This window comes from Pseudomonas sp. (genome assembly GCF_035512415.1).
In the GTDB taxonomy this organism is placed as follows: Bacteria; Pseudomonadota; Gammaproteobacteria; order Pseudomonadales; family Pseudomonadaceae; genus Aquipseudomonas.
The window spans coordinates 97,048-118,033 of record NZ_DATKDZ010000025.1 but is presented as its reverse complement, the minus strand read 5'-3'; the positions used below and the strand labels follow the sequence as shown (position 1 = coordinate 118,033).

The 20,986-nt window shown below is 60.4% G+C and carries 22 protein-coding genes and 1 pseudogene; 11 read left to right on the top strand and 12 right to left on the bottom strand.

Features of this window, described 5'->3' with window-relative positions:
- Positions 1-280: 280 nt before the first annotated feature.
- From VMP31_RS12390 to VMP31_RS12375, 4 genes are all read right to left on the bottom strand, one after another.
- Entirely contained in the window at positions 281-1,582 is a 1,302-nt protein-coding gene (locus VMP31_RS12390) for an NAD(P)/FAD-dependent oxidoreductase (RefSeq protein WP_325507513.1), read from the bottom strand.
- Positions 1,583-1,645: 63 nt separating this feature from the next.
- Positions 1,646-1,819, bottom strand: coding sequence for a DUF3094 family protein (locus VMP31_RS12385; protein ID WP_325507511.1), 174 nt, complete (start codon positions 1,817-1,819; stop codon positions 1,646-1,648).
- Between the two features lie 69 nt (positions 1,820-1,888).
- Positions 1,889-2,383 carry an MOSC domain-containing protein gene (locus VMP31_RS12380; protein WP_325507509.1) on the bottom strand — a complete coding sequence of 165 codons (495 nt, stop codon included), beginning with the start codon at positions 2,381-2,383 and terminating at the stop codon, positions 1,889-1,891.
- Positions 2,380-3,009: a DUF1780 domain-containing protein gene (locus tag VMP31_RS12375; protein ID WP_325507507.1), complete on the bottom strand. Its 630-nt coding sequence runs from the start codon at positions 3,007-3,009 to the stop codon at positions 2,380-2,382. The genes VMP31_RS12380 and VMP31_RS12375 overlap by 4 nt, the downstream gene beginning before the upstream one ends.
- Positions 3,010-3,329: 320 nt before the next feature.
- Between VMP31_RS12375 and VMP31_RS12370 the strand changes: the two genes are divergently transcribed.
- Together VMP31_RS12370 and VMP31_RS12365 are read left to right on the top strand one after the other, a co-directional pair.
- A complete protein-coding gene (locus tag VMP31_RS12370; protein WP_325507505.1) occupies positions 3,330-4,019 on the top strand; it encodes an energy-coupling factor ABC transporter permease in 690 nt (229 codons plus the stop codon).
- 105 nt (positions 4,020-4,124) lie between these two features.
- Complete coding sequence (locus VMP31_RS12365) at positions 4,125-4,340, top strand: hypothetical protein (protein ID WP_325507503.1); 216 nt, start codon at positions 4,125-4,127, stop codon at positions 4,338-4,340.
- 97 nt (positions 4,341-4,437) lie between these two features.
- Here the strand turns inward: VMP31_RS12365 and yacG are convergent, their stop codons facing one another.
- The 5 genes from yacG to pilB form a co-directional block, all read right to left on the bottom strand.
- On the bottom strand, positions 4,438-4,638 hold the full coding sequence (yacG, locus tag VMP31_RS12360; protein WP_325507501.1) for a DNA gyrase inhibitor YacG: 201 nt from the start codon (positions 4,636-4,638) through the stop codon (positions 4,438-4,440).
- Positions 4,635-5,243 (bottom strand): dephospho-CoA kinase, encoded by a 609-nt coding sequence (coaE, locus tag VMP31_RS12355; RefSeq protein WP_325507499.1) that lies wholly within the window; start codon positions 5,241-5,243, stop codon positions 4,635-4,637. The genes yacG and coaE overlap by 4 nt, the downstream gene beginning before the upstream one ends.
- A 194-nt stretch (positions 5,244-5,437) precedes the next feature.
- Complete coding sequence (locus VMP31_RS12350; protein ID WP_325507497.1) at positions 5,438-6,307, bottom strand: A24 family peptidase; 870 nt, start codon at positions 6,305-6,307, stop codon at positions 5,438-5,440.
- A gap of 3 nt (positions 6,308-6,310) precedes the next feature.
- Positions 6,311-7,531 carry a type II secretion system F family protein gene (locus tag VMP31_RS12345; RefSeq protein ID WP_325507495.1) on the bottom strand — a complete coding sequence of 407 codons (1,221 nt, stop codon included), beginning with the start codon at positions 7,529-7,531 and terminating at the stop codon, positions 6,311-6,313.
- Between the two features lie 3 nt (positions 7,532-7,534).
- Entirely contained in the window at positions 7,535-9,238 is a 1,704-nt protein-coding gene (gene pilB, locus VMP31_RS12340; RefSeq protein ID WP_325507493.1) for a type IV-A pilus assembly ATPase PilB, read from the bottom strand.
- 234 nt (positions 9,239-9,472) lie between these two features.
- Here pilB and VMP31_RS12335 point away from each other — a divergent pair, with 234 nt between their 5' ends.
- From VMP31_RS12335 to VMP31_RS12315, 5 genes are all read left to right on the top strand, one after another.
- Complete coding sequence (locus VMP31_RS12335; RefSeq protein WP_172143916.1) at positions 9,473-9,658, top strand: prepilin-type N-terminal cleavage/methylation domain-containing protein; 186 nt, start codon at positions 9,473-9,475, stop codon at positions 9,656-9,658.
- On the top strand, positions 9,615-10,142 hold the full coding sequence (locus VMP31_RS12330; RefSeq protein WP_325507490.1) for a hypothetical protein: 528 nt from the start codon (positions 9,615-9,617) through the stop codon (positions 10,140-10,142). Before VMP31_RS12335 ends, VMP31_RS12330 begins: the two co-directional genes overlap by 44 nt.
- A 280-nt stretch (positions 10,143-10,422) precedes the next feature.
- Positions 10,423-11,196, top strand: coding sequence for an ABC transporter permease (locus VMP31_RS12325; protein WP_325507489.1), 774 nt, complete (start codon positions 10,423-10,425; stop codon positions 11,194-11,196).
- A 2-nt stretch (positions 11,197-11,198) separates the two neighbouring features.
- Positions 11,199-12,038, top strand: a complete 840-nt coding sequence (locus VMP31_RS12320; RefSeq protein WP_325507487.1) for a hypothetical protein — start codon at positions 11,199-11,201, stop codon at positions 12,036-12,038.
- Positions 12,035-12,946, top strand: a complete 912-nt coding sequence (locus VMP31_RS12315) for an ABC transporter ATP-binding protein (protein ID WP_325507485.1) — start codon at positions 12,035-12,037, stop codon at positions 12,944-12,946. Before VMP31_RS12320 ends, VMP31_RS12315 begins: the two co-directional genes overlap by 4 nt.
- Positions 12,947-13,087: 141 nt before the next feature.
- Here the strand turns inward: VMP31_RS12315 and VMP31_RS12310 are convergent, their stop codons facing one another.
- From VMP31_RS12310 to nadC, 3 genes are all read right to left on the bottom strand, one after another.
- A complete protein-coding gene (locus VMP31_RS12310) occupies positions 13,088-13,372 on the bottom strand; it encodes a type II toxin-antitoxin system RelE/ParE family toxin (protein ID WP_325507483.1) in 285 nt (94 codons plus the stop codon).
- A complete protein-coding gene (locus VMP31_RS12305) occupies positions 13,362-13,604 on the bottom strand; it encodes a CopG family ribbon-helix-helix protein (protein ID WP_325507481.1) in 243 nt (80 codons plus the stop codon). The genes VMP31_RS12310 and VMP31_RS12305 overlap by 11 nt, the downstream gene beginning before the upstream one ends.
- Before the next feature lie 142 nt (positions 13,605-13,746).
- Complete coding sequence (nadC, locus tag VMP31_RS12300; protein ID WP_325507479.1) at positions 13,747-14,595, bottom strand: carboxylating nicotinate-nucleotide diphosphorylase; 849 nt, start codon at positions 14,593-14,595, stop codon at positions 13,747-13,749.
- A gap of 390 nt (positions 14,596-14,985) precedes the next feature.
- On the opposite strand from nadC, the gene VMP31_RS12295 reads away from it, so the two are divergent.
- From VMP31_RS12295 to VMP31_RS23395, 4 genes and pseudogenes are all read left to right on the top strand, one after another.
- Entirely contained in the window at positions 14,986-17,295 is a 2,310-nt protein-coding gene (locus VMP31_RS12295) for a DUF1631 domain-containing protein (RefSeq protein ID WP_325507477.1), read from the top strand.
- 373 nt (positions 17,296-17,668) lie between these two features.
- The gene (gene ampD, locus VMP31_RS12290) at positions 17,669-18,220 is read left to right on the top strand and encodes a 1,6-anhydro-N-acetylmuramyl-L-alanine amidase AmpD (protein ID WP_325507475.1); all 552 of its coding nucleotides are present in this window, start codon (positions 17,669-17,671) and stop codon (positions 18,218-18,220) included.
- Between the two features lie 9 nt (positions 18,221-18,229).
- Positions 18,230-19,066, top strand: a complete 837-nt coding sequence (gene ampE, locus VMP31_RS12285) for a regulatory signaling modulator protein AmpE (protein WP_325507473.1) — start codon at positions 18,230-18,232, stop codon at positions 19,064-19,066.
- A 696-nt stretch (positions 19,067-19,762) separates the two neighbouring features.
- A pseudogene (locus VMP31_RS23395) lies at positions 19,763-20,902 on the top strand (HAMP domain-containing protein); the annotation flags it as partial.
- Positions 20,903-20,986: the final 84 nt, after the last annotated feature.

Sequence of the window (20,986 nt, the reverse complement as noted above, 5' to 3'; positions counted from 1 at the left end):
CGGGTTTTTTATTGCCTGCGATTTATGGCGGCAGCCTTTCAGGCGCGTCGCTACGCGAGGTTAAACCAGTGCTGAGTGTAGGAGCGGGCCATGCCCGCGAAACGCATCGCGGCCATGGGCCGCTCCTACAGGTATCCGCAAGCTGATAATCGCAATTGCAGCTCAGGTGCAACTCGGGCGATAGCCTGGTGGGTTACGCGGCGCGCCACACTTGCTGTGTCTGGTCGCTCTGCGCTTAGCGCCGCTAACCCACCCTACGGTAAGCCGGTAATCTACGGCGTTAGTGCAGCTTGAGCCGCGGCTCGGTGCTGCGGCCGATGCGGTCGCCCAGCATCATCAGCAGGGTACGGGTCACGCCATACAGGGCGATCTGGTGCATGCGGTACAACGACACGTAGAACATCCGCGCCAGCCAGCCTTCGAGCATCACGCTACCGGTCAGGTTGCCCATCAGGTTGCCCACGGCGGAGAAGGTCGACAACGAGATCAGCGAGCCGTAATCGCGGTAGCGATATTCCGGCAGGGCCTTGCCTTCGATGCGCAGCTTCAGCGATTTGGCCAGTAGCGAGGCTTGCTGGTGAGCCGCCTGGGCGCGCGGCGGTACGTTCTTGCCTTCGCTGCCAGGTTGCGGGCAGGCCGCGCAGTCGCCGAAGGCGAAGATATTGTCGTCGCGGGTGGTCTGCAGGCTGGGTTTGACCTGAAGCTGGTTGATCCGGTTGCTCTCCAGGCCGTCGAGGTCCTTGAGGAAGCTTGGGGCGCGGATGCCGGCGGCCCAGACCTTGAGGCTGGCGGGAATCTCCTGGCCCCCGGCGGTGTGCAGGGCGTCGCGGGTAACCTGGCTGACCGCGGCACCGGTCAGCACGGTGACCCCGAGTTTCTCCAGGGTCTTGTGGACCGGCTTGCCGATGCGTTCCGGCAGGGCGGGCAGTACCCGCGGGCCGGCCTCGATCACGGTGATGCGCATATTTTCCGGGCGGATGCTGTTCAGCCCATAGGCCGCCAGCTCGTGAGCCGCATGGTGCAGCTCGGCGGCCAGCTCGACGCCGGTGGCCCCTGCGCCGACGATCGCCACATTGATGATCTCAGTGCTGCTGTCCTGGCTGGCATGGGCGCGCAGGTAATGACTGAGGAGCTGGTGGTGGAAGCGTTCGGCCTGCTCGCGGGTATCGAGAAACAGGCAGTGCTCGGCTGCACCAGGGGTGCCGAAGTCGTTGGTGGTGCTGCCCACGGCGATCACCAGGCTGTCGTAGCTCAGTTCGCGTTCGGGCATCAGCTGGGTGCCGTCATCATCCAGGGTGGAGGCCAGGCGCACCCGCCGTTCGGCGCGATCAAGGCCGGCCATGCGCCCGAGCTGGAACTCGAAGTGGTTCCACTTGGCCTGGGCCACGTAGTTCAGCTCGTCCACCGAGGAATTCAACGAGCCAGCGGCGACTTCGTGCAGCAGCGGCTTCCAGATATGGGTGAGATTGGCGTCGACCAGGGTTATCTGAGCCTGGCCGCGTTTACCCAGGGTTCTACCCAGGCGGGTGGCCAGCTCCAAACCGCCAGCACCACCGCCGACAATCACTATTCGATGAGTCATTTGCGACACTCACAAGGCTTTTAGGAAAACGTGGCGAGTCGACATGGGCGAGCGCAATGCAGCTCATAGCACCAGACGACTCAGAAGACGGCTTAACAGGCCCAGCCCGATCACGACGACAATGATGACCATCAGCAATCGCCAGACCCTGAAAGGTTGACGCTCGATCTGGTGCTGCGGGGCACTCAGATAGTGTTCGACGCGTTTTTGGTCGTCAGGGTTCAGGCGGCTGGACATAAAGATCCTCGCGGGCTCGGGGCAAGCGGTGGGGCTTGCGAGCGATGGTGGGCATTCTAGCGGTGTGCCTTACAGCGGCTCAACGCACAGTAAGTCATTCAGGCGAATAATGCCGCCCTGGAGTACCCGTGCCGTGATGCCACCATGCCCGCGTACGGCCTGAAAGGTGCCGCTGCCCAGGCGCTCCTCCAGGCGTGCGCAGGGCTGGCACCAGCCGGTGGTTTGCAGAATCGCCTGGCCGAGGCGAAAGCGCCGGCCCTTGAGGCTGAACAGGTTGATACCGCTGATGGCGATATTGCGCCGCAGCTCCTGCGGGGTGATCGGCTGCTCGGGTGGGTGCTCGAGCAGCGCGCCGATGACCGCCAGATGCTCCCACTGGATCAGGGTGACCTGTCGGGCATTGTGCAAGCCCGGGCGGCTGTGGTCGCCGGTCAGGCCCGCTTCGCGGCGGGCTTCCACCGCCTGCAGTTCGAGCATCTCAGCCCGCGCTGCCGGGCGTACCCCGATCCAGCGCACCCGGCCTTGTTGCGGCACGGCGGCGAGCAGTTCCTGCAAGGGGCTCACAGGCTGATCCCTACATCGAAAATCACGCTGCGGCCGAGGTTGCTACGCAGGAAGTCCGGCGCATCCGGGTGGGCAAACAGCACCCTAGCGAAATTTGGCCCGACCAGTGACAGCGAGCGCCAGCCCTGGCGCAGAAATTCGGTGGGCGGCGGGAAGTGGCTGTTGAAGTCGGGGGTGGCGCGCTTCAGGCTGACAAAGGCGAGCAAATCCAGCTCACCCAGGTCCATGCCGCGCTCGCCGTAGTTGTGGGCCTTCTTGCGCAGGGTGGGACTCAGGCGCTGCTGCAGTTCCGCCGCGCCGATGCGCTTGGGCCGCGCTTCGCGGCGCACCAGCTGGCTGAGGGAGAAGGCGCTGCGCCGGCGTTCCAGTTCGGCGCGCCATTCGTCATTCAGGCGGCGACCCTCATCCAGCACAAAGAACACCTCAAAGCAGGCATCGCGAAACAGCACGTCCGGCGGCTCTTGTCGGGCGGCGCTGAACTCGTCGAGGCGATGGCTGACGTTGAGTGCCTGCAGCAGGCGCTGGCATACCCAACGCTCACGCTCCCATTTACGGGCATTGGAGAGAAAGGCATTGGCTTGTTCGGCCTGATGGGTAAGCAGGCGCAGATAATCCGAGTCGTCCATGTCGCCAGCTTAGCCTGCGCGGCCGGGTTGTTGGTATCCCCAGGGCGACAGGATGTTCTGTCGCGATGGTGGATAAGAAAGGCGTCATCCACCCTGCAGCACTTTCGGTAGCCCGGATAAGCCCTGGCGCAATCCGGGGAATATTCGACGCCGAAGCGGCGCGGTGGCCTGCCATATAGGGTCGATCTGGCGTCAGCCGGGCTCCGGGACTGCGCTGGTCCGGGCCGCATTCGGCGTTGGGCTGCCTTGCTTATCTTGCGCGTTCGCGGGCAAGATCCGGGTTGCTGGCGCGCTCTACCGTCGGCTTCTCGGAGAAAGTCATGATCGCTGCCGAACTGTTGCAGCCCACTACCCAGCTGGCCGGTTGGCTGCTCTACCTGCCGCTGCTGGGCTGGGCACTGTGGCGCGCGCCCTGGCTGGAGCTGTTCAGCGATCTGCGCCGGCAGCATGTCCTGGGCGGTACGGCCCTGGTGCTCTTTCTGCTGTGGCTGGTGCGACGCGATTTCGACTCCGGCCTGTCCTACCACTTTATCGGCATGACGGCGGTGACCCTGCTGCTGGACTGGCCGCTGGCGGTCCTGGCCGGTTTTGTCGCGCAGCTGGGGATGGTCGCGCTGGGGCGACAGGATTTGGCGGCCCTGGGCGTCAACGGCCTGTTACTGGTGGCGATTCCCGTGGCGGTGACCGAAATATGCGCGTTGCGGGTCGAGCGAGCGCAACCGCGCAACCTGTTCGTTTATATCTTCTTCAGCGGTTTCTTCGCCGCGGCCCTGGCGGTATTGCTCTGCGTCGGTGCGGGGTTCGCCGTGCTGTGGATGGATGGCCTGTTCCCCATGCCGCCCTGGCTGGGGGACTTTATCGGCTACCTGTGGCTGGTGATGTTCCCTGAGGCCTTTATCAACGGCATGCTGGTGACGGCGCTGGTGGTGTTCTACCCGGACTGGCTGGAAACCTTCAACCGCTCGCGTTACCTGGCTGCACCCTGGAAAGATGATAACCGCCCTGAGTGATAGCGCACCCTTCGGCGGGCTTATCGAGGCGGGCCGGTTGATCCAGATCAAGGTGCGGCCCGGCCGGTTTGCCACGCTCGGTCACAGCAATCGAGGAGGTGTGAGATGGGTCTACACAAATGGGCCAGAGAGGAGCTTGAGCAGAGCCTGCAGCGTGCTCACGAGCAGGGCTTTGATAGCGCACTGAGCCTGCGAGCGCTGCTCAGTGCGGTGGTCGAACGCAGCCGTTTGCAGCGTGACCCTGCCGATCTGGCCGCCGAGCTGCAATTTCTGGCCGATAACCTGGACGACGAGCGCGACTATGGCTTTATGCGCCCCTAGACGCGGATCCGTGCACGGCTAAACGGCTTTTGTAGGGTGCGCCGTGCGCACCAAGGCCACCCGCATCTCTCGTCGTATGAGGCCGCTCTGGCTGCGATTAATGCTCGCGCGGTGGCAGCTCTCCGGAAAACAGATCGTCTTCCAGCGGGTTGCCGGGTATGGCGTGGTCTTCCGAGGCCCAGGCCCCGAGGTCGATCAGCTTGCAGCGTTCCGAGCAAAAGGGTCGGTTAGGGCTTTGCGGGCCCCATTCGACGGGGGCACCGCAGGTCGGGCAGGCAATGGTGGTGGGGGTGCTCATGCTTGGCCTCCGCGTAGGGTCAGGTAAAAATTGTGCAGGCGTTCGACCTCGGTTTGCAGCCAGTGCAGGTCGCGATCGTTAACCAGCACGTCGTGGGCATGCTGCAGGCGTTCGCTGCGGCTGGCCTGGGCGTTAAGAATGGCCTGCACCTGCTCCGCCGAACTCTGGTCGCGGGCAATGGTGCGCTGGATCTGCAACTGCTCGGGGGCATCCACCAGCAGCACGCGCTGGGTCAGCCGATGTTGCCCGGACTCGATCAGCAAGGGCGAAACCAGGATCGCATAGGGCGATTCGGCGCGGGCCAGATAGGCCATGATTTCCTGGCCAATCAGCGGATGCAGCAGCGCCTCCAGCCAGCGTCGTTCATCGCTGTCGGCAAAGATGCGTGCGCGCAGGGCGCTGCGATCGAGCTGGCCGTCGGCTTGCAATACATCGCCGCCAAAGTGCTCGACTATCTTGTCCAGCGCCGGGCGGCCCGGCTCGACCACCCAGCGTGCGGCGTGGTCGGCGTCGACCAGGTGCACGCCCAGGTCGATAAAGTGTTGCGCCACCGCGGTCTTGCCGCTGCCAATGCCGCCGGTTAGGCCAAGAATCCAGGGTTTCATAGTCCGTACATCTTATGCCGTGGAAGAGTGCGGATTGTAGAGCACCTGGCCGGGGGCTGGCGAACTGCATGCTGTTTGCCAGGGGCGGTGTGGCCGTGCGGCGTCGCACGGCATTTATATGGTCTGCATTCGGCGGTGGTGGTAGGGCTGGTGCGCACGGCGCACCCTACGACAAGCCCTCGGCACCGGCGGTGCTAGCGAAACCCGGCAATCTGCAGATAACCACTGGTGATCTGCTCACCCCAGAGCAGGGCAATCCAGCCGGCTATGGCCAGGTAGGGGCCGAAGGGGATCGGTGTGCTGGTTTCGGCGTTGCGCAGGCGCAGCATGATCAACCCCAGTACCGCGCCGACCAGCGAGGACAGCAGGATGGTCAGCGGCAATACCTGCCAGCCGCCCCAGGCTCCGAGCATGGCCAGCAGTTTGAAATCGCCATAACCCATGCCTTCCTTGCCGGTGATCAGCTTGAACAACCAGTACACCGACCACAGGCTCAAATAACCGACCACCGCGCCCCAGAGTGCGTCTTCCAGGCTGGTAAACAGGCCGAAATGGTTGAAGATCAAGCCCAGCCACAGCAGTGGCAGCACCAGAGCATCCGGCAGCAACTGATGATCGGCGTCGATCAGGCTCATCGCCAGCAGTCCCCAGGTCAGCAGCAGCATGCCGCCGGTCTGCCAGGTAAAGCCGAAGTGCCAGGCGATATAGGCCGAGAGCAGGCCGCAGGCCAGTTCAACCAGGGGGTAGCGCTTGCTGATCGGTGTCTTGCAGCTGGAACATTTGCCGCGCAGAAACAGATAGCTGATAACTGGGATATTTTCCCACGGCTTGATCTCGTGACCGCACTGCGGGCATTTCGAGTTGGGCAGCACCAGATTAAAGGTCGCCCCACGAGCCTCCGCCGGCAACTCCAGCACTTCGCGAGCCTGCTCGCGCCAGTCGCGTTGCATCATCAGCGGCAGGCGATAGACCACTACGTTAAGGAAGCTGCCGATCAACAGGCCCAGTACCAGGCAGGTAACAATCAGGGCCGACAAGTTGCCGGCCAGCATCTCTAGCATCATGTTTTAACCAACCACCGCACCGAGCTGGAAGATCGGCAGGTACATGGCAACAATCAGGCCGCCGACCAGCACCCCCAGTACAGCCATGATCATGGGTTCCATCAGGGTGGTCAGATTATCGACGGCGTTGTCCACTTCGGCTTCGTAATACTCGGCTGTTTTGTCGAGCATTTCATCCAGTGAGCCGGACTCCTCGCCAATGGCGGTCATTTGCACTGCCATGCTGGGAAATACCCCGGTGGTACGCATGGAGAAGTTCAGCTGGGTGCCTGCGGATACATCATTGCGGATTTTTGCAATCGCATGGCGGAATACAACATTGCCGGCGGCCCCTTCAACCGACTGCAGGCCGTCTACCAGCGGCACGCCTGCTGCGAAAGTGGTTGCCAGGGTGCGGGCAAAGCGTGCGACCACTGCCTTGTAGAGAATATCGCCAAAAATGGGGGCTTTAAGCAAGGCGCGGTCGAGGAAATCGCGGAACTTTTCCGAGCGCTTGTGCGCCTCCTTGAAGGTGAAGGCGCTGATAAAAAAGGCGAGGATAAAGAGAAACCACCACTCCTGCAGGCCGCGGGACATATTCACGACCATTTGGGTAAAGGCCGGCAGCTCGGCACCAAAGCCATGGAATACGCTCTCGAATTGCGGTACCACTTTGATCAGCAGAATGGCCGTGACTATTACCGCCACCACCAATACCGCGATAGGGTAGGTCATGGCCTTCTTGATCTTGGCTTTCAGTGCCTCGGTCTTTTCCTTGTAGGTGGCAATCCGGTCCAGCAAGGTTTCTAGTGCGCCGGATTGCTCGCCGGAGTCCACCAGGTTGCAATACAGGTCGTCGAAGTATAACGGCCTGGTGCGCAGCGAGGCTGCGAAGCTATTACCGGCCGCCACCTCTTGTTTGACGTCATTGATCAGGGTGCGCATTCTCGGGTTGTCGAAGCCCTCGCCAATGATGTCGAAGGACTGCAGCAGTGGCACGCCGGCTTTCATCATGGTCGCCATCTGCCGGGTAAACAGGGCGATATCCATGGGTTTGATCTTTTTTCCAGGGCTGAATAGCGGCTTGGGCTTTTTCTTTACCCTGAGCGGGTTAATGCCCTGTTTGCGTAGTTGTGCTTTGACCAAGGCCGGATTCTGGCCGTTGATTTCACCCTTGATCTTTGCGCCTTTTTTATCGGTGCCTTCCCAGGCAAAGGTGTCGATGGTTGGAGCTTTGGCCGCCATGGGTTAGTCCTTGGTCACTCGGTTGACTTCTTCAAGGCTGGTAATGCCCTGCATTGCCTTGAGTAAAGCTGAAGTGCGCAGGTCGTTAAATCCGTCTTTGCGCATTTGCACTGAAATATCGATGGAATTGCCTTCCTCCATGATAATCCGTTGCAGAGCAGGCGTGTTTTTAACCACTTCATATATTCCGACACGGCCTTTATAACCGCCATTGCAGTTTTCGCAGCCAACCGGGCCAAAAAGCCTGATGCTGTCGAGCTTGTCTTCCGGGAAGCCTTCTTCGCGCAATGCCTCGCGGGGGATCTTCACCTCTTTCTTGCAGCTGTTGCACAGCTTGCGGGCCAGGCGCTGGGCAATAATCAGGTTGACCGAGGTGGCGATGTTGAAGGAGGGCACGCCCATATTGCGCAGGCGGGTCAGAGTTTCCGCGGCACTGTTGGTGTGCAGGGTCGACATCACCATATGCCCGGTTTGCGCGGCCTTGACCGCAATGGAGGCGGTGTCCAGGTCGCGGATCTCGCCGACCATGATGATGTCCGGGTCCTGACGCAGGAAGGCTTTTAGCGCGGCGGTAAAGTCCATGCCCTGTTTGGGGTTGACGTTGACCTGGTTGATGCCTTCCAGGTTGATTTCCACCGGGTCTTCGGCCGTGGAGATATTCACATCCACGGTGTTGAGGATATTCAGGCCGGTATACAGGGAGACGGTCTTGCCCGAGCCGGTCGGGCCGGTGACCAGAATCATACCCTGGGGCTGCTTGAGCGCCGCCATATACAGGTCTTTTTGCTCGGGCTCGTAGCCCAGTGCGTCGATACCCATCTGTGCACTGGTTGCGTCGAGAATCCGCATCACGATCTTCTCGCCCCACAGGGTGGGGCAAGTGCTGACACGGAAGTCGATGGATTTGCTCTTGGAAATGCGCATCTTGATCCGGCCATCCTGCGGCTTGCGCCGCTCGGAAATATCCAACCCGGCCATTACCTTCAGGCGCGCCGAGATACGCGGTGCCAGCTGGATGGGCGGGCGGGCGATTTCCTGCAGTATGCCGTCGGTACGGAAGCGCACCCGGTAGGTCTTTTCATAGGGCTCGAAGTGCAGGTCGGATGAGCCTTTCTTGATGGCGTCCAGCAGCATTTTGTGGACAAAGCGCACAACCGGGGCGTCGTCCGCCGAGTTGCCGTCGGCTGCGTCCTGCTTGTCGTCGTCGACGGCCTGGATATCCACGCCGTCCAGGTCGACATCGCCCAGCTCTTCCATGCCGCTGCTGGCACTATCGAAAAACTTCTCGATGGCGTCACTTAGCTTGTCGTCTTCAACCAGAAGGGGTTCGGTGGTCAGGCCGGTGGAGAACTGCACATCGGTAACGGCCTGGTGGTTGGTGGGGTCGGACACCCCCACAAACAGCTTGTTACCACGGCGAAACAGCGGAATAACCCGGTGCTGGCGAATCAGCTTTTCGCTAATTACATCCCTGGGCTGGCTTTCCTTGTCGATGGCGCTCAGGTCGCAGAAGGGTACGCCAAACTGCTCGGAGGCGACCTCGGCAACTGCCTTGCTGGTGGTCAGCTTGTTCTGAACCAGATAGGAAACCAGCGGGATCTTGTTGCGCAGCGCCTGGGCCTGGGCCTGGGCGGCAACCTGCTCGCTCAACAGCTCGGCGTTTACCAGCTGCCGGGCCAGGCCGGTAAGGTTGGGGGTTTCGCTCATGATATGTGCAATGCTTCTGGCCGAATATTGTGGTTGTCTTATAGCCCAAATTACGATGCAGCCCAAGCGACGTTCTTGTGAGTGACAAAAAATGGCAGATGCTGCCCAGCAGTGTGTGGCAAGTCTTTGCTTCTGTGTCTACAGACCCAGTTGGTAGGGGCTTTTGTTTGTTGGCACGCCATATGCTTTGGTACTGCGCAGGTCACTGACCTTAACCACAACAGGAGCTTATCCATGAAGTCTCTCAAGAAGCAAAAAGGTTTTACTCTGATCGAACTGATGATCGTAATTGCCATCATCGGTATTCTGGCGGCTATCGCAATTCCGCAATTCAACGAATATCGTCAGCGTGCGAATGACACTTCTGCAGTAGCTGATGCCAAAAATGGTATTACTGCAATTATCTCTTCTCTTCGTTGAAATGGCTGTATTTAAGGAGATTGTAGAAATGAAAAAAATTACTTGTTTGCTCGCTGGTCTGATGGTCTCTGGTGTGGTTTTGGCTGAACCGTTCGCTCAGTCGGGCCCGCTTCGTCAGGGGAACTGTGCCAACCTAAACGAAGACGTTACAATCAACCTTACCGCTGGTGTTGTTGCTGGCGTGAGTTGCACAACTGCTCGAGTTGCTATTGCTACTTGCCACACCGCAGGCATGATTAAATCACGCACCGTCGGTACCAAAACTATTCCGGGTCCTGACGATGCGCAGGGTAACCCAACTACTGTGACAGTTAGTTGCTCCATCGGTACTGCCGATCCTGCTTGTGCGGGAACACCGGTAACTGGGCCGGCGATTGCGAATGCATCGACTACTCGTGGTACTGTTACTAATTCTTACAGCACCGGCGGTGGCACTTGCTCGGCGGCATCTGTGCCTGATACTTTTGCGGCTAGTGTGAACTGATCGCGGCTTTATCGAAGGGGGATTAAGTCCCCCTTTTTTATGAGTGTTTTAGTGGGCGTTCTAATGGTGATGTTTACCTTTACCTAAGTATGTCTATTTTATGCGCTGCCTTTAAGTGGTTCTATTCGGTTAATCAAGAGTAGCGTTTTTGAATTGAAGTGCTGGTTCATTTTGTTTTAATTTTTTTGGCGGAAATTCGCTTGGATTACGCCAGTTTGTATTTGATTCAGGTTTTATTTAGTCGATGCCAATTCTTCGTCATTTTCTGATTGCACTGCGATTGGCGCTCAAGGCCAAATTCGTTTGGATGGCGGCTGGTACTCTGGTCGTGGTAGCGCTGGCTACTATTTTGTCTGCCTACTTTGGTGGCCGACAGTCGGTAACTGTGGCGCTTGATGTGGGGTTTTCCACCATGCGGTTGCTGGTGCCACTGTTGATCGTGTTGCTGGTGCAGGAGTTGTTGTCTCACGAATTCGATAAGCGTTACTACCTCAACTCGTTGACCTATCCGCGTGGGCGACGCAGTCTGCTACTAGAACGTTTTGCCGCGTTGCTGGTGCTGCTGTTGGGGTTGCTGCTGGCTTTGGGTCTGCTGCAGATTATGCTGGTGGGCTTAATTGGTGGCGTATACCCCCAGGCGACCCCGGTGGCTATTGGGCAGCCTTATCTGATTGTGATGGTCTTTATGGCCCTCGACCTACTGGTGCTGGCGGCGCTGGCGACATTGCTGGCGGTAGTTGCCTCGACCCCAAGCTTTGTCCTGATCGGCACCTTTGGCTTTATGCTGATGGCGCGCTCCTATGGTGCGATCGTTGATTTGCTTAGTGGTGATGCCGGGTTGGTGAGTAATACCGAGGGCTACCGTGCAGGTCTCGGTGTGCTGGGGTATCTGTTGCCGGATCTCGGCGCGCTAGATATTCGTATGCTGGCGCTTTATGGCAAGCCGGAGTTTCTCCCCGTTGACTGGCCCTGGTTGCTGCTAAGTAACCTGGCCTACGCATGCGCCCTGCTGGCGCTGGCAGTCTGGGCGCTGCAACGCAAGCGTTTCGCCTGATTATGCGTAGCCAGGCATACCGTACCTTGCTGTTGGCGCTACTGGGTTTTGCTGTATTTACCGCAACCTCGCAGTGGCGCGCCCATACCCCTCAGACTGAAAGCCCTGTTGTAGAAGGTCGTGTGGTTATCGCTGCGCCAGTGTTGCTGGTGCTGTTCGGCGGCGACCGCTTTCTTGCGGCCAACCTGGAAACCATGCGCCTGGCTGCCACGGGCGTGGACTGGGGGCAGGCGGATACCGGTTATCTTATCCGTGCCCAGCAAGAGGTAGCCGAGCTCAATCCCTGCCATGAAGACAACTATTACCTGGCCAATGGCCTGCTCACCTGGGGCGGGGCGGACCGTGAAGGCACCGAGGTGTTGCGCCTGGCCATGCAGTGTCGCTTCTGGGATGAGCTGCCGGCGTTTTTCTATGGATTTAACCAGGCGTTCTTCAACAAGGATATTGCCGAGGCCGGTCGTGCGCTGGAATTGGCCGCGCAGCGCTCTACCGGAAATGCCGCGGGCTTTCGCAAGCTGGCCATCATGCTGCAAGCGGATACCTTCGCCGATGAGGAGCTGGCCCTGAAATACCTGATTCAACAACGCGACGCCGCCAGCGACCCCAAGCTGCACGCCATGCTCGATAAGCGCGTCATCCGTCTGCAGGGCCTGGTCGCTCTGCGTCAGGCGCAGCGACTGTTCGAGGCGAGCAATGGCGCGCTGACCAGTCTTGAACAGCTGGTCGAATTCGGCCTGTTGCCGGCCCTGCCGGACGATCCCCTCAGGCTCGGCTACGAGTTGCGCGAGGGGCAAATCATATTGAAGAAGATGAAGATCGCCGGCATGGAGGATCAGTCGTGAGTGCGGCCCTGGAGTTTTATCGCGTTAGCCAGATTTTTCGCGTCAAGGGCAAGGAAGTGCGTGCCCTGCGTGACGTCGACTTCAGCCTGGCCGAGGGCGAGGTGTTTGGTTTTGTCGGCCCCAATGGGGCAGGTAAGTCCACCACCATCAAGGTGATGCTCGACATTATCAATGACTACCAGGGGCAGGTGCGTATCTATGGTGTGGATGCGCGCAATGCCGAGGCGCGTCGCCCGCTGGCCTATGTGCCGGAAGCGCCTGCTCTCTACGAACAATTCACCCCGCTGGAAATCCTCCGTATGGGCCTGTCCATGTACGGCATCCGGCGCAAGGATGCCGATGCCTGGTGCATGCAGTGGCTGGAACGTTTCTCCATTGCCGCATCGGCTAAGCGGCGCATTCGCGAGTTGTCCAAGGGCACGGTGCAGCGAGTGGCTTTGGCCCATGCCATGGCGGTAGAGCCCAGGCTGCTGGTTCTGGATGAGCCGTTGTCCGGCCTCGACCCGGTGGGGCGCAAGGACGTGGTGGATATCCTGACCGAGTTCAAGCAGCAGGGCGGGGCGATCTTCTTTACCTCCCATGTATTGCATGACGTCGAGCGCATTGCCGACCGCTTCGGCTTTATCAACAAGGGCGAGTTATTGACCGTACGCTCGCCCCGGGAGCTGGCGGCAGAGCGGGCCGATCAGATGTTGGTGCGTTTCAATGCTTCGCACTCCATCGAGGCCGGCGCGCGCCAGCTGCGCGAGGGCGAGTTCGAGTGCGAGCTGAGCCAGGCGGCATTACCGGCCTTTATCACCCGCCTGATACAGGCCGGCGGCCACTTGCTAACGGTAAAACCCGCCGTATCGCTGGAAACCGTATTTTTCAAAATTCTGGGCGAGGCCGCCGAGAAACAACCCGCTTGACCACCACGTAGGGTGTCACTCGCTGCAGGCAATGTGCCGATGTTCGCCAGTGCCGCGTAAGTCCCGGCGGGTTGTCGCTGCGCTCCGAGCGGATCGCCGCCCGGGCCGCCCCACAAAAGAAGTCAGGCTGGCGTTTGGCGTTTACCAGCGTTGTGGGTTTTGGCGTGAGGTGTGGAATACCCGCAGGATTTCTATTGTTTGGCGGTTAACGCGATAGGGAATCAGGTAGCGGGAGTTTGCCGCCACCAGTTCGCGGGTGCCGGGAACCCGGCCGGGGTGGCCAAGTCCGGGCTGTGTTTCAAGCAGGGCTATGGCTTCAAGGATTCGCGAGAGGGTTCGTTTGGCTGCCTGTGGGTCTTCGGCAGCTATAAAGGCGATTTCTTCGTCCAGGTTACGCAGGGCTGTCCGTAGCCATCTAATTTGCATTTACGCTCCATTTGTTACGCAGCGCTTGGACCTCTGTGGGGCTTGCGAAGTCGCCTTTGTCGGCCTCCCCGAGGGCAGCCTGGATTTCCCCGATCTGCCACTCATTCAATGCGATGTACTCGCGAATAGCCTCTGCAGCCAAAAAAGACCTGCTCCTGTTGGTCGATTCGGCCAGGGCATCAAGGCGAGCCTTGGTGTCTTCTTCTAGGCGGATGGTCATTGTGGTGGACATGGCGTTTTTCTCTTGTGCTTGCATGTGTACAAGTTAGCACATGATTGGGCGGGTTTCGTCGCCCTGAAAGCTGGCTGGCTGTTGTCGGGCATAGGCCAGGACCAGCCACGTCAATGCACGACGGCCAAACGGCGGAGTCGGCTTACAGGCTCAACCGCATCGACAAATCCACCGCCTTGATGTCCTTGGTCAGGGTGCCGATGGAGATATAGTCCACACCGGTTTCGGCCACTGCGCGCAGGGTGCTTTCGTTGATGCCACCGGAGGCTTCGAGTTTGGCTCGGCCCTGGTTGATGGCCACGGCCTGGCGCATTTCATCCAGGTTCAGCTCGTCGAGCATGATGATATCGGCACCGGCCTCAAGCGCTTCCTGCAGTTCCGTCAGGCTTTCCACTTCGACTTCCACCGGCTTGCCGGGGGCGATCTTGTGGGCGGTTTGTACGGCGGCGGCGATACCACCGCAGGCGGCGATATGGTTTTCCTTTATAAGGAAGGCATCAAACAGGCCGATGCGGTGGTTGTGGCAGCCGCCGCAGATCACCGCATACTTTTGCGCCAGGCGCAGGCCGGGCAGGGTTTTGCGAGTGTCGAGCAGTTTAACCGCGGTGCCTTGCACCAGGTCGGCGTAGTGCTGGCAGCGGGTGGCCACGGCGGACAGGGTTTGCAGGAAGTTCAGGGCGCTACGTTCGCCGCTGAGCAGGGCGCGGGCCGGGCCTTCCAGGTGAAACAGCGGCTGGTTAGGGCTGACCCGTTCGCCATCGCGCACCTGCCAGTGGACGGCGACGCGCGGATCAAGCTGGCGGAATACCGCGTCGACCCAGGCGGTGCCGGCGATCACGGCGGCTTCGCGGGTGATGATGGTGGCCTGGGCCAGGCGCTCGGCGGGAATCAGTTGCGCGGTGATGTCGCCGCTGCCGATGTCTTCTGCCAGGGCGCGGCGCACATTGGCCTCGATTTCGCTGCTGAGGTCGTCGAGTGTGAGGTTGGGCATGGCAGGCTCCATTGGCTGAGTGCGCCGATTATAGGGATTGGGGCGCACCCGTGCAGTGCGATTGCCGATTTTGTCTCTACCAGCGGTAATGGTCGTCGATCTTTATAAGGCTATGCTATCTGGATGAAGTTGCTTTGGGCGGCCGGCTGGGTGGCGTCAATCGGGTGCGTTGGTCGTGCGTAGGTAACCGTTGGGAGGCTGCAGCGTTGCATCTGTGACTTGGGTCATGTCTGGAGGAAATATTGGCTTGGTATGCGTGAGTGCATCCCTATAATGCTTTTACTTTCCGGGGTAAATATTGACGCCAGGGCTTTGACGTTAAGGATGACGCTCAGTTGATCGCTGTGCAGGCATGTTCGCCCAAGAGGGGTCGCCTGCAGGAGACTTGCAATGAAAACTGACGCGAAAGTGGTGCACCTTACCCAAGTGGCCGCTGAGCAATCGTCCCCCTCGCCGGTAGGAAGACTGCCCGTGGCGCTAACCAATGTGCGTGACAAAGCAGCGCAGCAGCTGCGCAAGGCGCTGCAGTCGCTCTTCGACAATGCCGACGATACGCTGTTCGAAATGGCCGATCGGGCCACCAGCAATACCGAGCAAAATGCGTTTTTCGAGACCATGCGCGACTTGCGCCTGAAGCGCAAAAATATCGAGCGTGGTTTCCTGCACAAGGTTTTCGATGCCTTCGCCGCCCTCAATCAGTACGAAATCGGTCGAGCTGCTCCGCTGGAGGCCGTTTCGTTCGACACCCTGACTCTGGTGCAGAACGACGAGCTGGAAGAGGCCGTGGCGCTGGAGGCCATGGTGGCCAAAGTCATGAACCATGAAGGCGTTGCCTTGAACCATCTGACCACGCGCCTGAATGCGATGGTCAGCAAGAAGCTGGACGATAAGACCAACCCGCTCGGGCCCAGTTTGCTGTGCGAGTTCTTCCTCGACGCATGCAGCAGTCTCGGGGTGGAGATCAAGGTCAAGCTGATCATTCTCAAGCTGTTCGAGAAGTACGTTTTGGCGGATCTCGATCAGCTGTATGCCGAGGCCAATCAAACCTTGGTAGCGGCGGGCGTATTACCCGAGTTGAAGACGGCTCCGGCTGCGCAGCGGCGCAACCCTTCGCGGCCCGCTACAGCAGCCGACAGCACGATGACCGAATCCGCAGGCGTAGCGAACAGCGGCTATGCCGATGAGGGCGTCAAGGAGGTCTTTGGCGCGCTGCAGGAGTTGCTGTCGCAAGCCCGGGGTACTGTGGTGCCACAGCGCAACCGGCCCGCCGATGCCCGGCCGATTTCCAGCAATGACCTGATGCGCTTGCTGTCGCATATGCAGCAAGGCGTGCCGACCCAGGCGAGTGACGACTTCGACCTGCGCGAGCAGCTTGAGAGCCTGCTGGTGCGCGCCAGCGTAAAAACCGGCAAGACCCGTGTGGTCGGCGAGGTGGATGAAGATGTCATCAACCTGGTGTCGATGCTTTTCGAGTTTATTCTCGATGACCGCACCCTGCCGGATTCGCTCAAGGCTTTGATCGCGCGACTGCAGATCCCCATGCTGAAAGTCGCGGTGATCGACAAGACCTTCTTTAGCCGTGGTAGCCATCCGGCGCGGCGGTTGCTCAATGAGATCGCTTCCGCTGCTTTGGGCTGGGGCGACCAGGACGATACCCAGCGCGACAGCCTGTACCAGAAAATCGAGCAGGTGGTGCAGCGTCTACTGAATGATTTTGTCGACGACCCGGCGATTTTCTCGGAGCTGCTCTCCGACTTTCTGGCCTTTACCGGTGATGAGCGTCGCCGCAGCGAGCTGCTGGAGCAGCGCACCCGGGACGCCGAGGAGGGCAGTGCCAAGGCGGCGCTGGCTCGCCGCGAGGTGGAGCAGGCGTTGAATGAGCGGCTGCTCGGCAAGACCCTGCCCGAGGTGGTGGTGCGTTTGCTGCAGGAGGCCTGGAGCAAGGTGCTGATGCTCACCTGCCTCAAGCATGGCGTAGCGTCTGCTGAATGGCAGGCGGCCTTGGCGACCATGGATGAGCTGGTCTGGAGCGTTGAGCCGCACGAGGATCCGGATGCGCGTATGCGCTTGCTGGAAGTGGTGCCGGGCCTGCTCAAGGCGCTGCGCGAGGGCATGGCCAGCGCGGCCTTCGACCCGTTCTCCACTGGGGACTTCTTTAACCAACTGGAGGCTCTGCATGTGCAGGCCTTCCAGCGTTTCAAGCGGTCGCTGCCGGACGACGATGTGGAAGCCGAAGCGCCTGTGGCCGATGACTCCGATGAGCAGCCTGTGCTGGCCGAACAGGACATGCCGCTGCTGGAACTGCCGCCGGAGGTGGTTGACGACGAGCCGGCCATGGTCGCCGTGGTCGAGGAAATCGTTCTGCTGGTCCCGGGCGAGAATCGCCTGGTCGAGCCGGAGGTAAGCCTGCCGGACGACGATGAGGCGCTGCTGCAGGTGGATAATCTGCGGGTCGGCAGTTGGGTCGAGTTTCAGGAAGACGAAGAGCACAAGCTGCGTTGCAAGCTGGCGGCGGTGATCAAACCCACCGGCAAGTATGTGTTCGTTAACCGTACCGGCATGAAGGTGCTGGAAAAGACCCGCATGGGCCTGGCTGTCGAGTTTCGCCGCGGCGCGATCCGTTTGCTCGACGATGCCTTGCTGTTCGACCGGGCCCTAGAGTCGGTGATCGGCAATCTGCGCCGCCTGAAAAACACCTGAGACGCTAGTTCGCAGGGGCAAGGCGGTTGGGTGGGAGATTCCCGTTGTCCAGACGCCGCGCTATTGCGCCGCAAACGGTGTAGGAGCCAGCTTGCTGGCGATGCTTTTGACCTGAAAGATCGCCGAGACGCCGGACCGCAGCAAGCTGGCTCCTGCGGGGATTTTCCTGGCTCAATAACCTTGTGGCAGTCGGGAGGTTGTGCACATCTCTTGCGGCGTGGGAGGGCTGGTGCGCACGGCGCACCCTACCGGTTATGGCCTTTAATACCGTGCGCTCCTAGCCCGCCTGGGCAAGTAATGGGCTGCGAGGTTCCTTGCGGGCAGCGTTTGGCCCGACAGGCTGCTAAAGTGGTGGCTCGTTCAAGGAGCCCTTATGCAACTGGATTCCGCCAGTGGCTGGTGCCACGGTATTCGCCACTGCCCGTCCCCCAATTTCAATGCACGCCCGCAGGCCGAGGTGTCGCTGCTGGTGCTGCATAACATCAGCCTGCCCCCGGGCCAGTTCGGTACGGGCATGGTCCAGGCGTTCTTCCAGAATCGTCTGCCGGTGGCCGAGCATCCCTACTTCGCCACCATTGCCGACCTGCAGGTGTCCGCGCATTTCTTTATCGAGCGTGACGGCGCAATCACCCAGTTTGTCTCCTGCAATGAGCGCGCGTGGCATGCCGGCCAGTCGTGCTATGCCGAGCGGGAAAATTGTAACGACTTTTCCCTCGGCATCGAACTCGAGGGCACCGATGAGTTGCCCTATGCCGAGGCGCAGTATGCGGCTCTGGTCGAGCTGATTGGCGTATTGCAACAAAGCTATCCGACGCTCAGTCTGGAGCGTATCTGTGGCCACAGTGATATTGCGCCGGTGCGCAAGACCGACCCGGGGCCGGCTTTCGACTGGCCGCGTCTGCGCAATGCACTGCTGACTAAATAAGGAGAGGTCATGAGTTTTCTGGTGCTGCTGCTGGTGCTCTGGGTTGAGAAGTTCTCGGCCTGGCGCAGCAATATTCAACAGGACGGTCCCTGGCTGCGCTTGCTGGCCCGGGTGGAGCACAAGGCCGAGTGGGCGGCGCGCCCCTGGCTGGCGCTAGCGCTGGTGGTCCTGCTGCCGTTGGCGGTGCTGGCCCTGATACTGATCGCGCTCAAGCCTTTGGCCTATGGCTGGCTGGCGCTGCCGGTGCACCTGCTGGTGGTGATTTACAGCCTGGGTCGCGGCGATCTGCAGGCTGCACTGGGGCCGTTCCGTGATAGCTGGCGGCGCGGTGATGCCGAGGCGGCTTATCTGGTGGCGCGCCGTGACCTGGGGCTGGAAGTCGAAGAGGCAGGAGCGCTGCTGAAGAGTGTGCAGGGCCATCTGGTGTGGCAGGCCTACCAGAGTTTCTTTGCTGTGATCTTCTGGTATGCGCTGCTCGGCCCGCTGGCCGCGCTGGCCTATCGGTTGCTCGCCCTGAGCGCCGAGCATGCCGAGCAACCGGCCCTGCGCGAGCGTGCGGTGCAGGTGCGCCATGGCTTCGACTGGCTGCCGGTGCGGGTACTGGCAGCCAGCTTCGCCCTGGTGGGCAACTTTGCCGCGGTGACCCGCGCCTTGCTGCATGAGTTGCTTAGTTGGGACATCAGTGCGGCGCAGCTGGTGATCAACACCGGGCGAGCCGCCAGCGAAACCCCCGAGCCGGTGATTGGTGAGGTGGGCGTCAGCAGCCTGGACGGGCTATGGCAGCTGCTGGTACGCGCCGCGGTGCTCTGGTATGCCCTGTTTGCCGTGTGGACGCTGCTTATCTAAACGCCGATATTCCCATCACCTGCCGCGCCTAGCGGGTCCAGCATCCACCGTGAACCCGGACTGCGCTGCGCTTGTTCGGGCTACAGCTCGAGCGTGGCCCCTCTGTTTATCTCCAAGGCCTGCTATTTCGTAGGGTGGATGACGCTTTATCCATCCACCAGATTGCGGCGATAGATGAGAAAGGCGTCATCCACCTTGCGCCGCTCTCGGTAGCCCGGATAAGCCCCGGCGCAATCCGGGAAGCATGCCGCGGCGTCGCATAGCCAGTCCGGGCTATCTCTCTGATCGTACAAACAACCAATAGATTGGCCGTGCGCCAGCCGTAGTTCGCGGGAGTCGTCTAGGCTGGCTATCAGGGCTAGTGACTTGGCGTGATCTTCCGTTGGCAATGATCTTGACCCAGGTGCCACACAGGTCAATACCGGGCTCGGAGGGTTCGCGCACCATTAACCTTAAGTTACAGAGGTTGACGTCGATAAGAGGTATATATGGCGGCATGCTCAGGCGTATTTTGTGATGCGGATCACCTCTGGCCTGCCCGTGTTTGCCGGTTGATTCCCCGTGTTACAGCCCGAGCCGCAAGGGACGCACAAGCCGCCATATGGACCGCCGGGCGGCTGATCTTGCCATCACCATGACAATAATTAGAACTGGAGACGTCCTGTGAAGACCGTGCTGTATCCGGCCATCGCGCTAATGAATCGCCTCAGCTTCGGCATGAAGTTCAGTTTGATCAGTGTCCTGTTCTTTCTGCCCATGCTGGTCACCAACTTCTATCTGGTACGCGATTCCTATCGCCAGTTCATCAGCACCCAGGCGGCATTGGAAAGCATCGATCTGCTCGGCGAGGCCATGGTCCTGCGGCGCAGCCTGGAAGACTACGTCGACCTGATCGAAATCAACGCGATGATCGGCCAGTCCGGGCAGGCGGGCGACCTGGAAAGTCGCCTTAACAAGCAGCAGGGCCTGATTGCGCAAAGCCTGCAGGCACTGGCACCAGTCGCCCGTGATGCCGAGCAGATCGCGGAATTCAACGCCAAGCGCGACGAATTGAACGCCGAGCTGGAGGCGGTTCAGCGGGAGACCTCGCTGCAGGGCAAGATCGCCCTGGCCGAGAAGCTGCTGGGCAGCTCCCAGGTATTTATCAAGCTGGTCGCCAGCCAGGCAGGCCTGAGCCAGGACCGTGAAGGCGCGGTGCGGCAGATGGTCGAGCTGGTGGCCGTGGTAACCCCCAGGGTCAGCGGTGCCCTGAGCGAGGGGCGTGCCCTGGGGGCATACTCCCTGGGCCAGGGATTTCTCAATTCATCCGCCAGTACCCAGTTCGATGAACTGCTCCTTGAGCTGGAGAAGCTGCACGGCGAGTACGACCTGAACCTGCAGGAGTCCCTCAATAGCAGCCCTGAGGCCCGGGCGGCGCTGGCCAGCCTGGCCGCCGAGAGCCTGGAAAGCCTGAAAAGCAGTGCGGTGGTATTCGAGGATCAGGTGGTTATTGCCGACTCCCTCGACACCCCCTGGCTGCAGTTCTACGAAGAAATCAGCAGCGCCATGGGCAAGACCTATGCACTTAACGACGCCGTCCTGGCTTTCCTCGACGGGCAGTTGCAGGCGCGCCTGCAGGATAACCGCAGCCAGATGATCTTCCTGGTGGCGGCCCTGGTTGTGGTGTTCCTGCTGATCGTCTACCTCTACAGCGGGTTCTACGTCTCGATCCGCGCCACTCTGAAGAGCCTGGGCCAGGTGATGAACCAGGTGGCCGCCGGCGATATGACCGTGAGTTTCAAGGCTCAGAGCCAGGACGAGCTGGGCGAGTTGGGCCAGGTATTCAATGAAACCGTGGTCAAGATCCATCAGTTGATCGAGCGCGTCGGCCAGACCGTGGTTGAGGTCGAGCGCCAGGCTGATCGCGTGCAGCAGGTTTCG

Coding starts and splice junctions, on each gene's coding strand:
- VMP31_RS12295 (WP_325507477.1), top strand. CDS start 14,986: ATGAAAACTGACGCGAAAGTGGTGCACCTTACCCAAGTGGCCGCTGAG.
- VMP31_RS12370 (WP_325507505.1), top strand. CDS start 3,330: ATGATCGCTGCCGAACTGTTGCAGCCCACTACCCAGCTGGCCGGTTGG.
- VMP31_RS12350 (WP_325507497.1), bottom strand. CDS start 6,307: ATGATGCTAGAGATGCTGGCCGGCAACTTGTCGGCCCTGATTGTTACC.
- nadC (WP_325507479.1), bottom strand. CDS start 14,595: ATGCCCAACCTCACACTCGACGACCTCAGCAGCGAAATCGAGGCCAAT.
- VMP31_RS12375 (WP_325507507.1), bottom strand. CDS start 3,009: ATGGACGACTCGGATTATCTGCGCCTGCTTACCCATCAGGCCGAACAA.
- VMP31_RS12310 (WP_325507483.1), bottom strand. CDS start 13,372: ATGCAAATTAGATGGCTACGGACAGCCCTGCGTAACCTGGACGAAGAA.
- pilB (WP_325507493.1), bottom strand. CDS start 9,238: ATGAGCGAAACCCCCAACCTTACCGGCCTGGCCCGGCAGCTGGTAAAC.
- VMP31_RS12365 (WP_325507503.1), top strand. CDS start 4,125: ATGGGTCTACACAAATGGGCCAGAGAGGAGCTTGAGCAGAGCCTGCAG.
- VMP31_RS12385 (WP_325507511.1), bottom strand. CDS start 1,819: ATGTCCAGCCGCCTGAACCCTGACGACCAAAAACGCGTCGAACACTAT.
- VMP31_RS12305 (WP_325507481.1), bottom strand. CDS start 13,604: ATGTCCACCACAATGACCATCCGCCTAGAAGAAGACACCAAGGCTCGC.
- VMP31_RS12330 (WP_325507490.1), top strand. CDS start 9,615: ATGCCAAAAATGGTATTACTGCAATTATCTCTTCTCTTCGTTGAAATG.
- ampD (WP_325507475.1), top strand. CDS start 17,669: ATGCAACTGGATTCCGCCAGTGGCTGGTGCCACGGTATTCGCCACTGC.
- yacG (WP_325507501.1), bottom strand. CDS start 4,638: ATGAGCACCCCCACCACCATTGCCTGCCCGACCTGCGGTGCCCCCGTC.
- ampE (WP_325507473.1), top strand. CDS start 18,230: ATGAGTTTTCTGGTGCTGCTGCTGGTGCTCTGGGTTGAGAAGTTCTCG.
- coaE (WP_325507499.1), bottom strand. CDS start 5,243: ATGAAACCCTGGATTCTTGGCCTAACCGGCGGCATTGGCAGCGGCAAG.
- VMP31_RS12390 (WP_325507513.1), bottom strand. CDS start 1,582: ATGACTCATCGAATAGTGATTGTCGGCGGTGGTGCTGGCGGTTTGGAG.
- VMP31_RS12345 (WP_325507495.1), bottom strand. CDS start 7,531: ATGGCGGCCAAAGCTCCAACCATCGACACCTTTGCCTGGGAAGGCACC.
- VMP31_RS12320 (WP_325507487.1), top strand. CDS start 11,199: ATGCGTAGCCAGGCATACCGTACCTTGCTGTTGGCGCTACTGGGTTTT.
- VMP31_RS12335 (WP_172143916.1), top strand. CDS start 9,473: ATGAAGTCTCTCAAGAAGCAAAAAGGTTTTACTCTGATCGAACTGATG.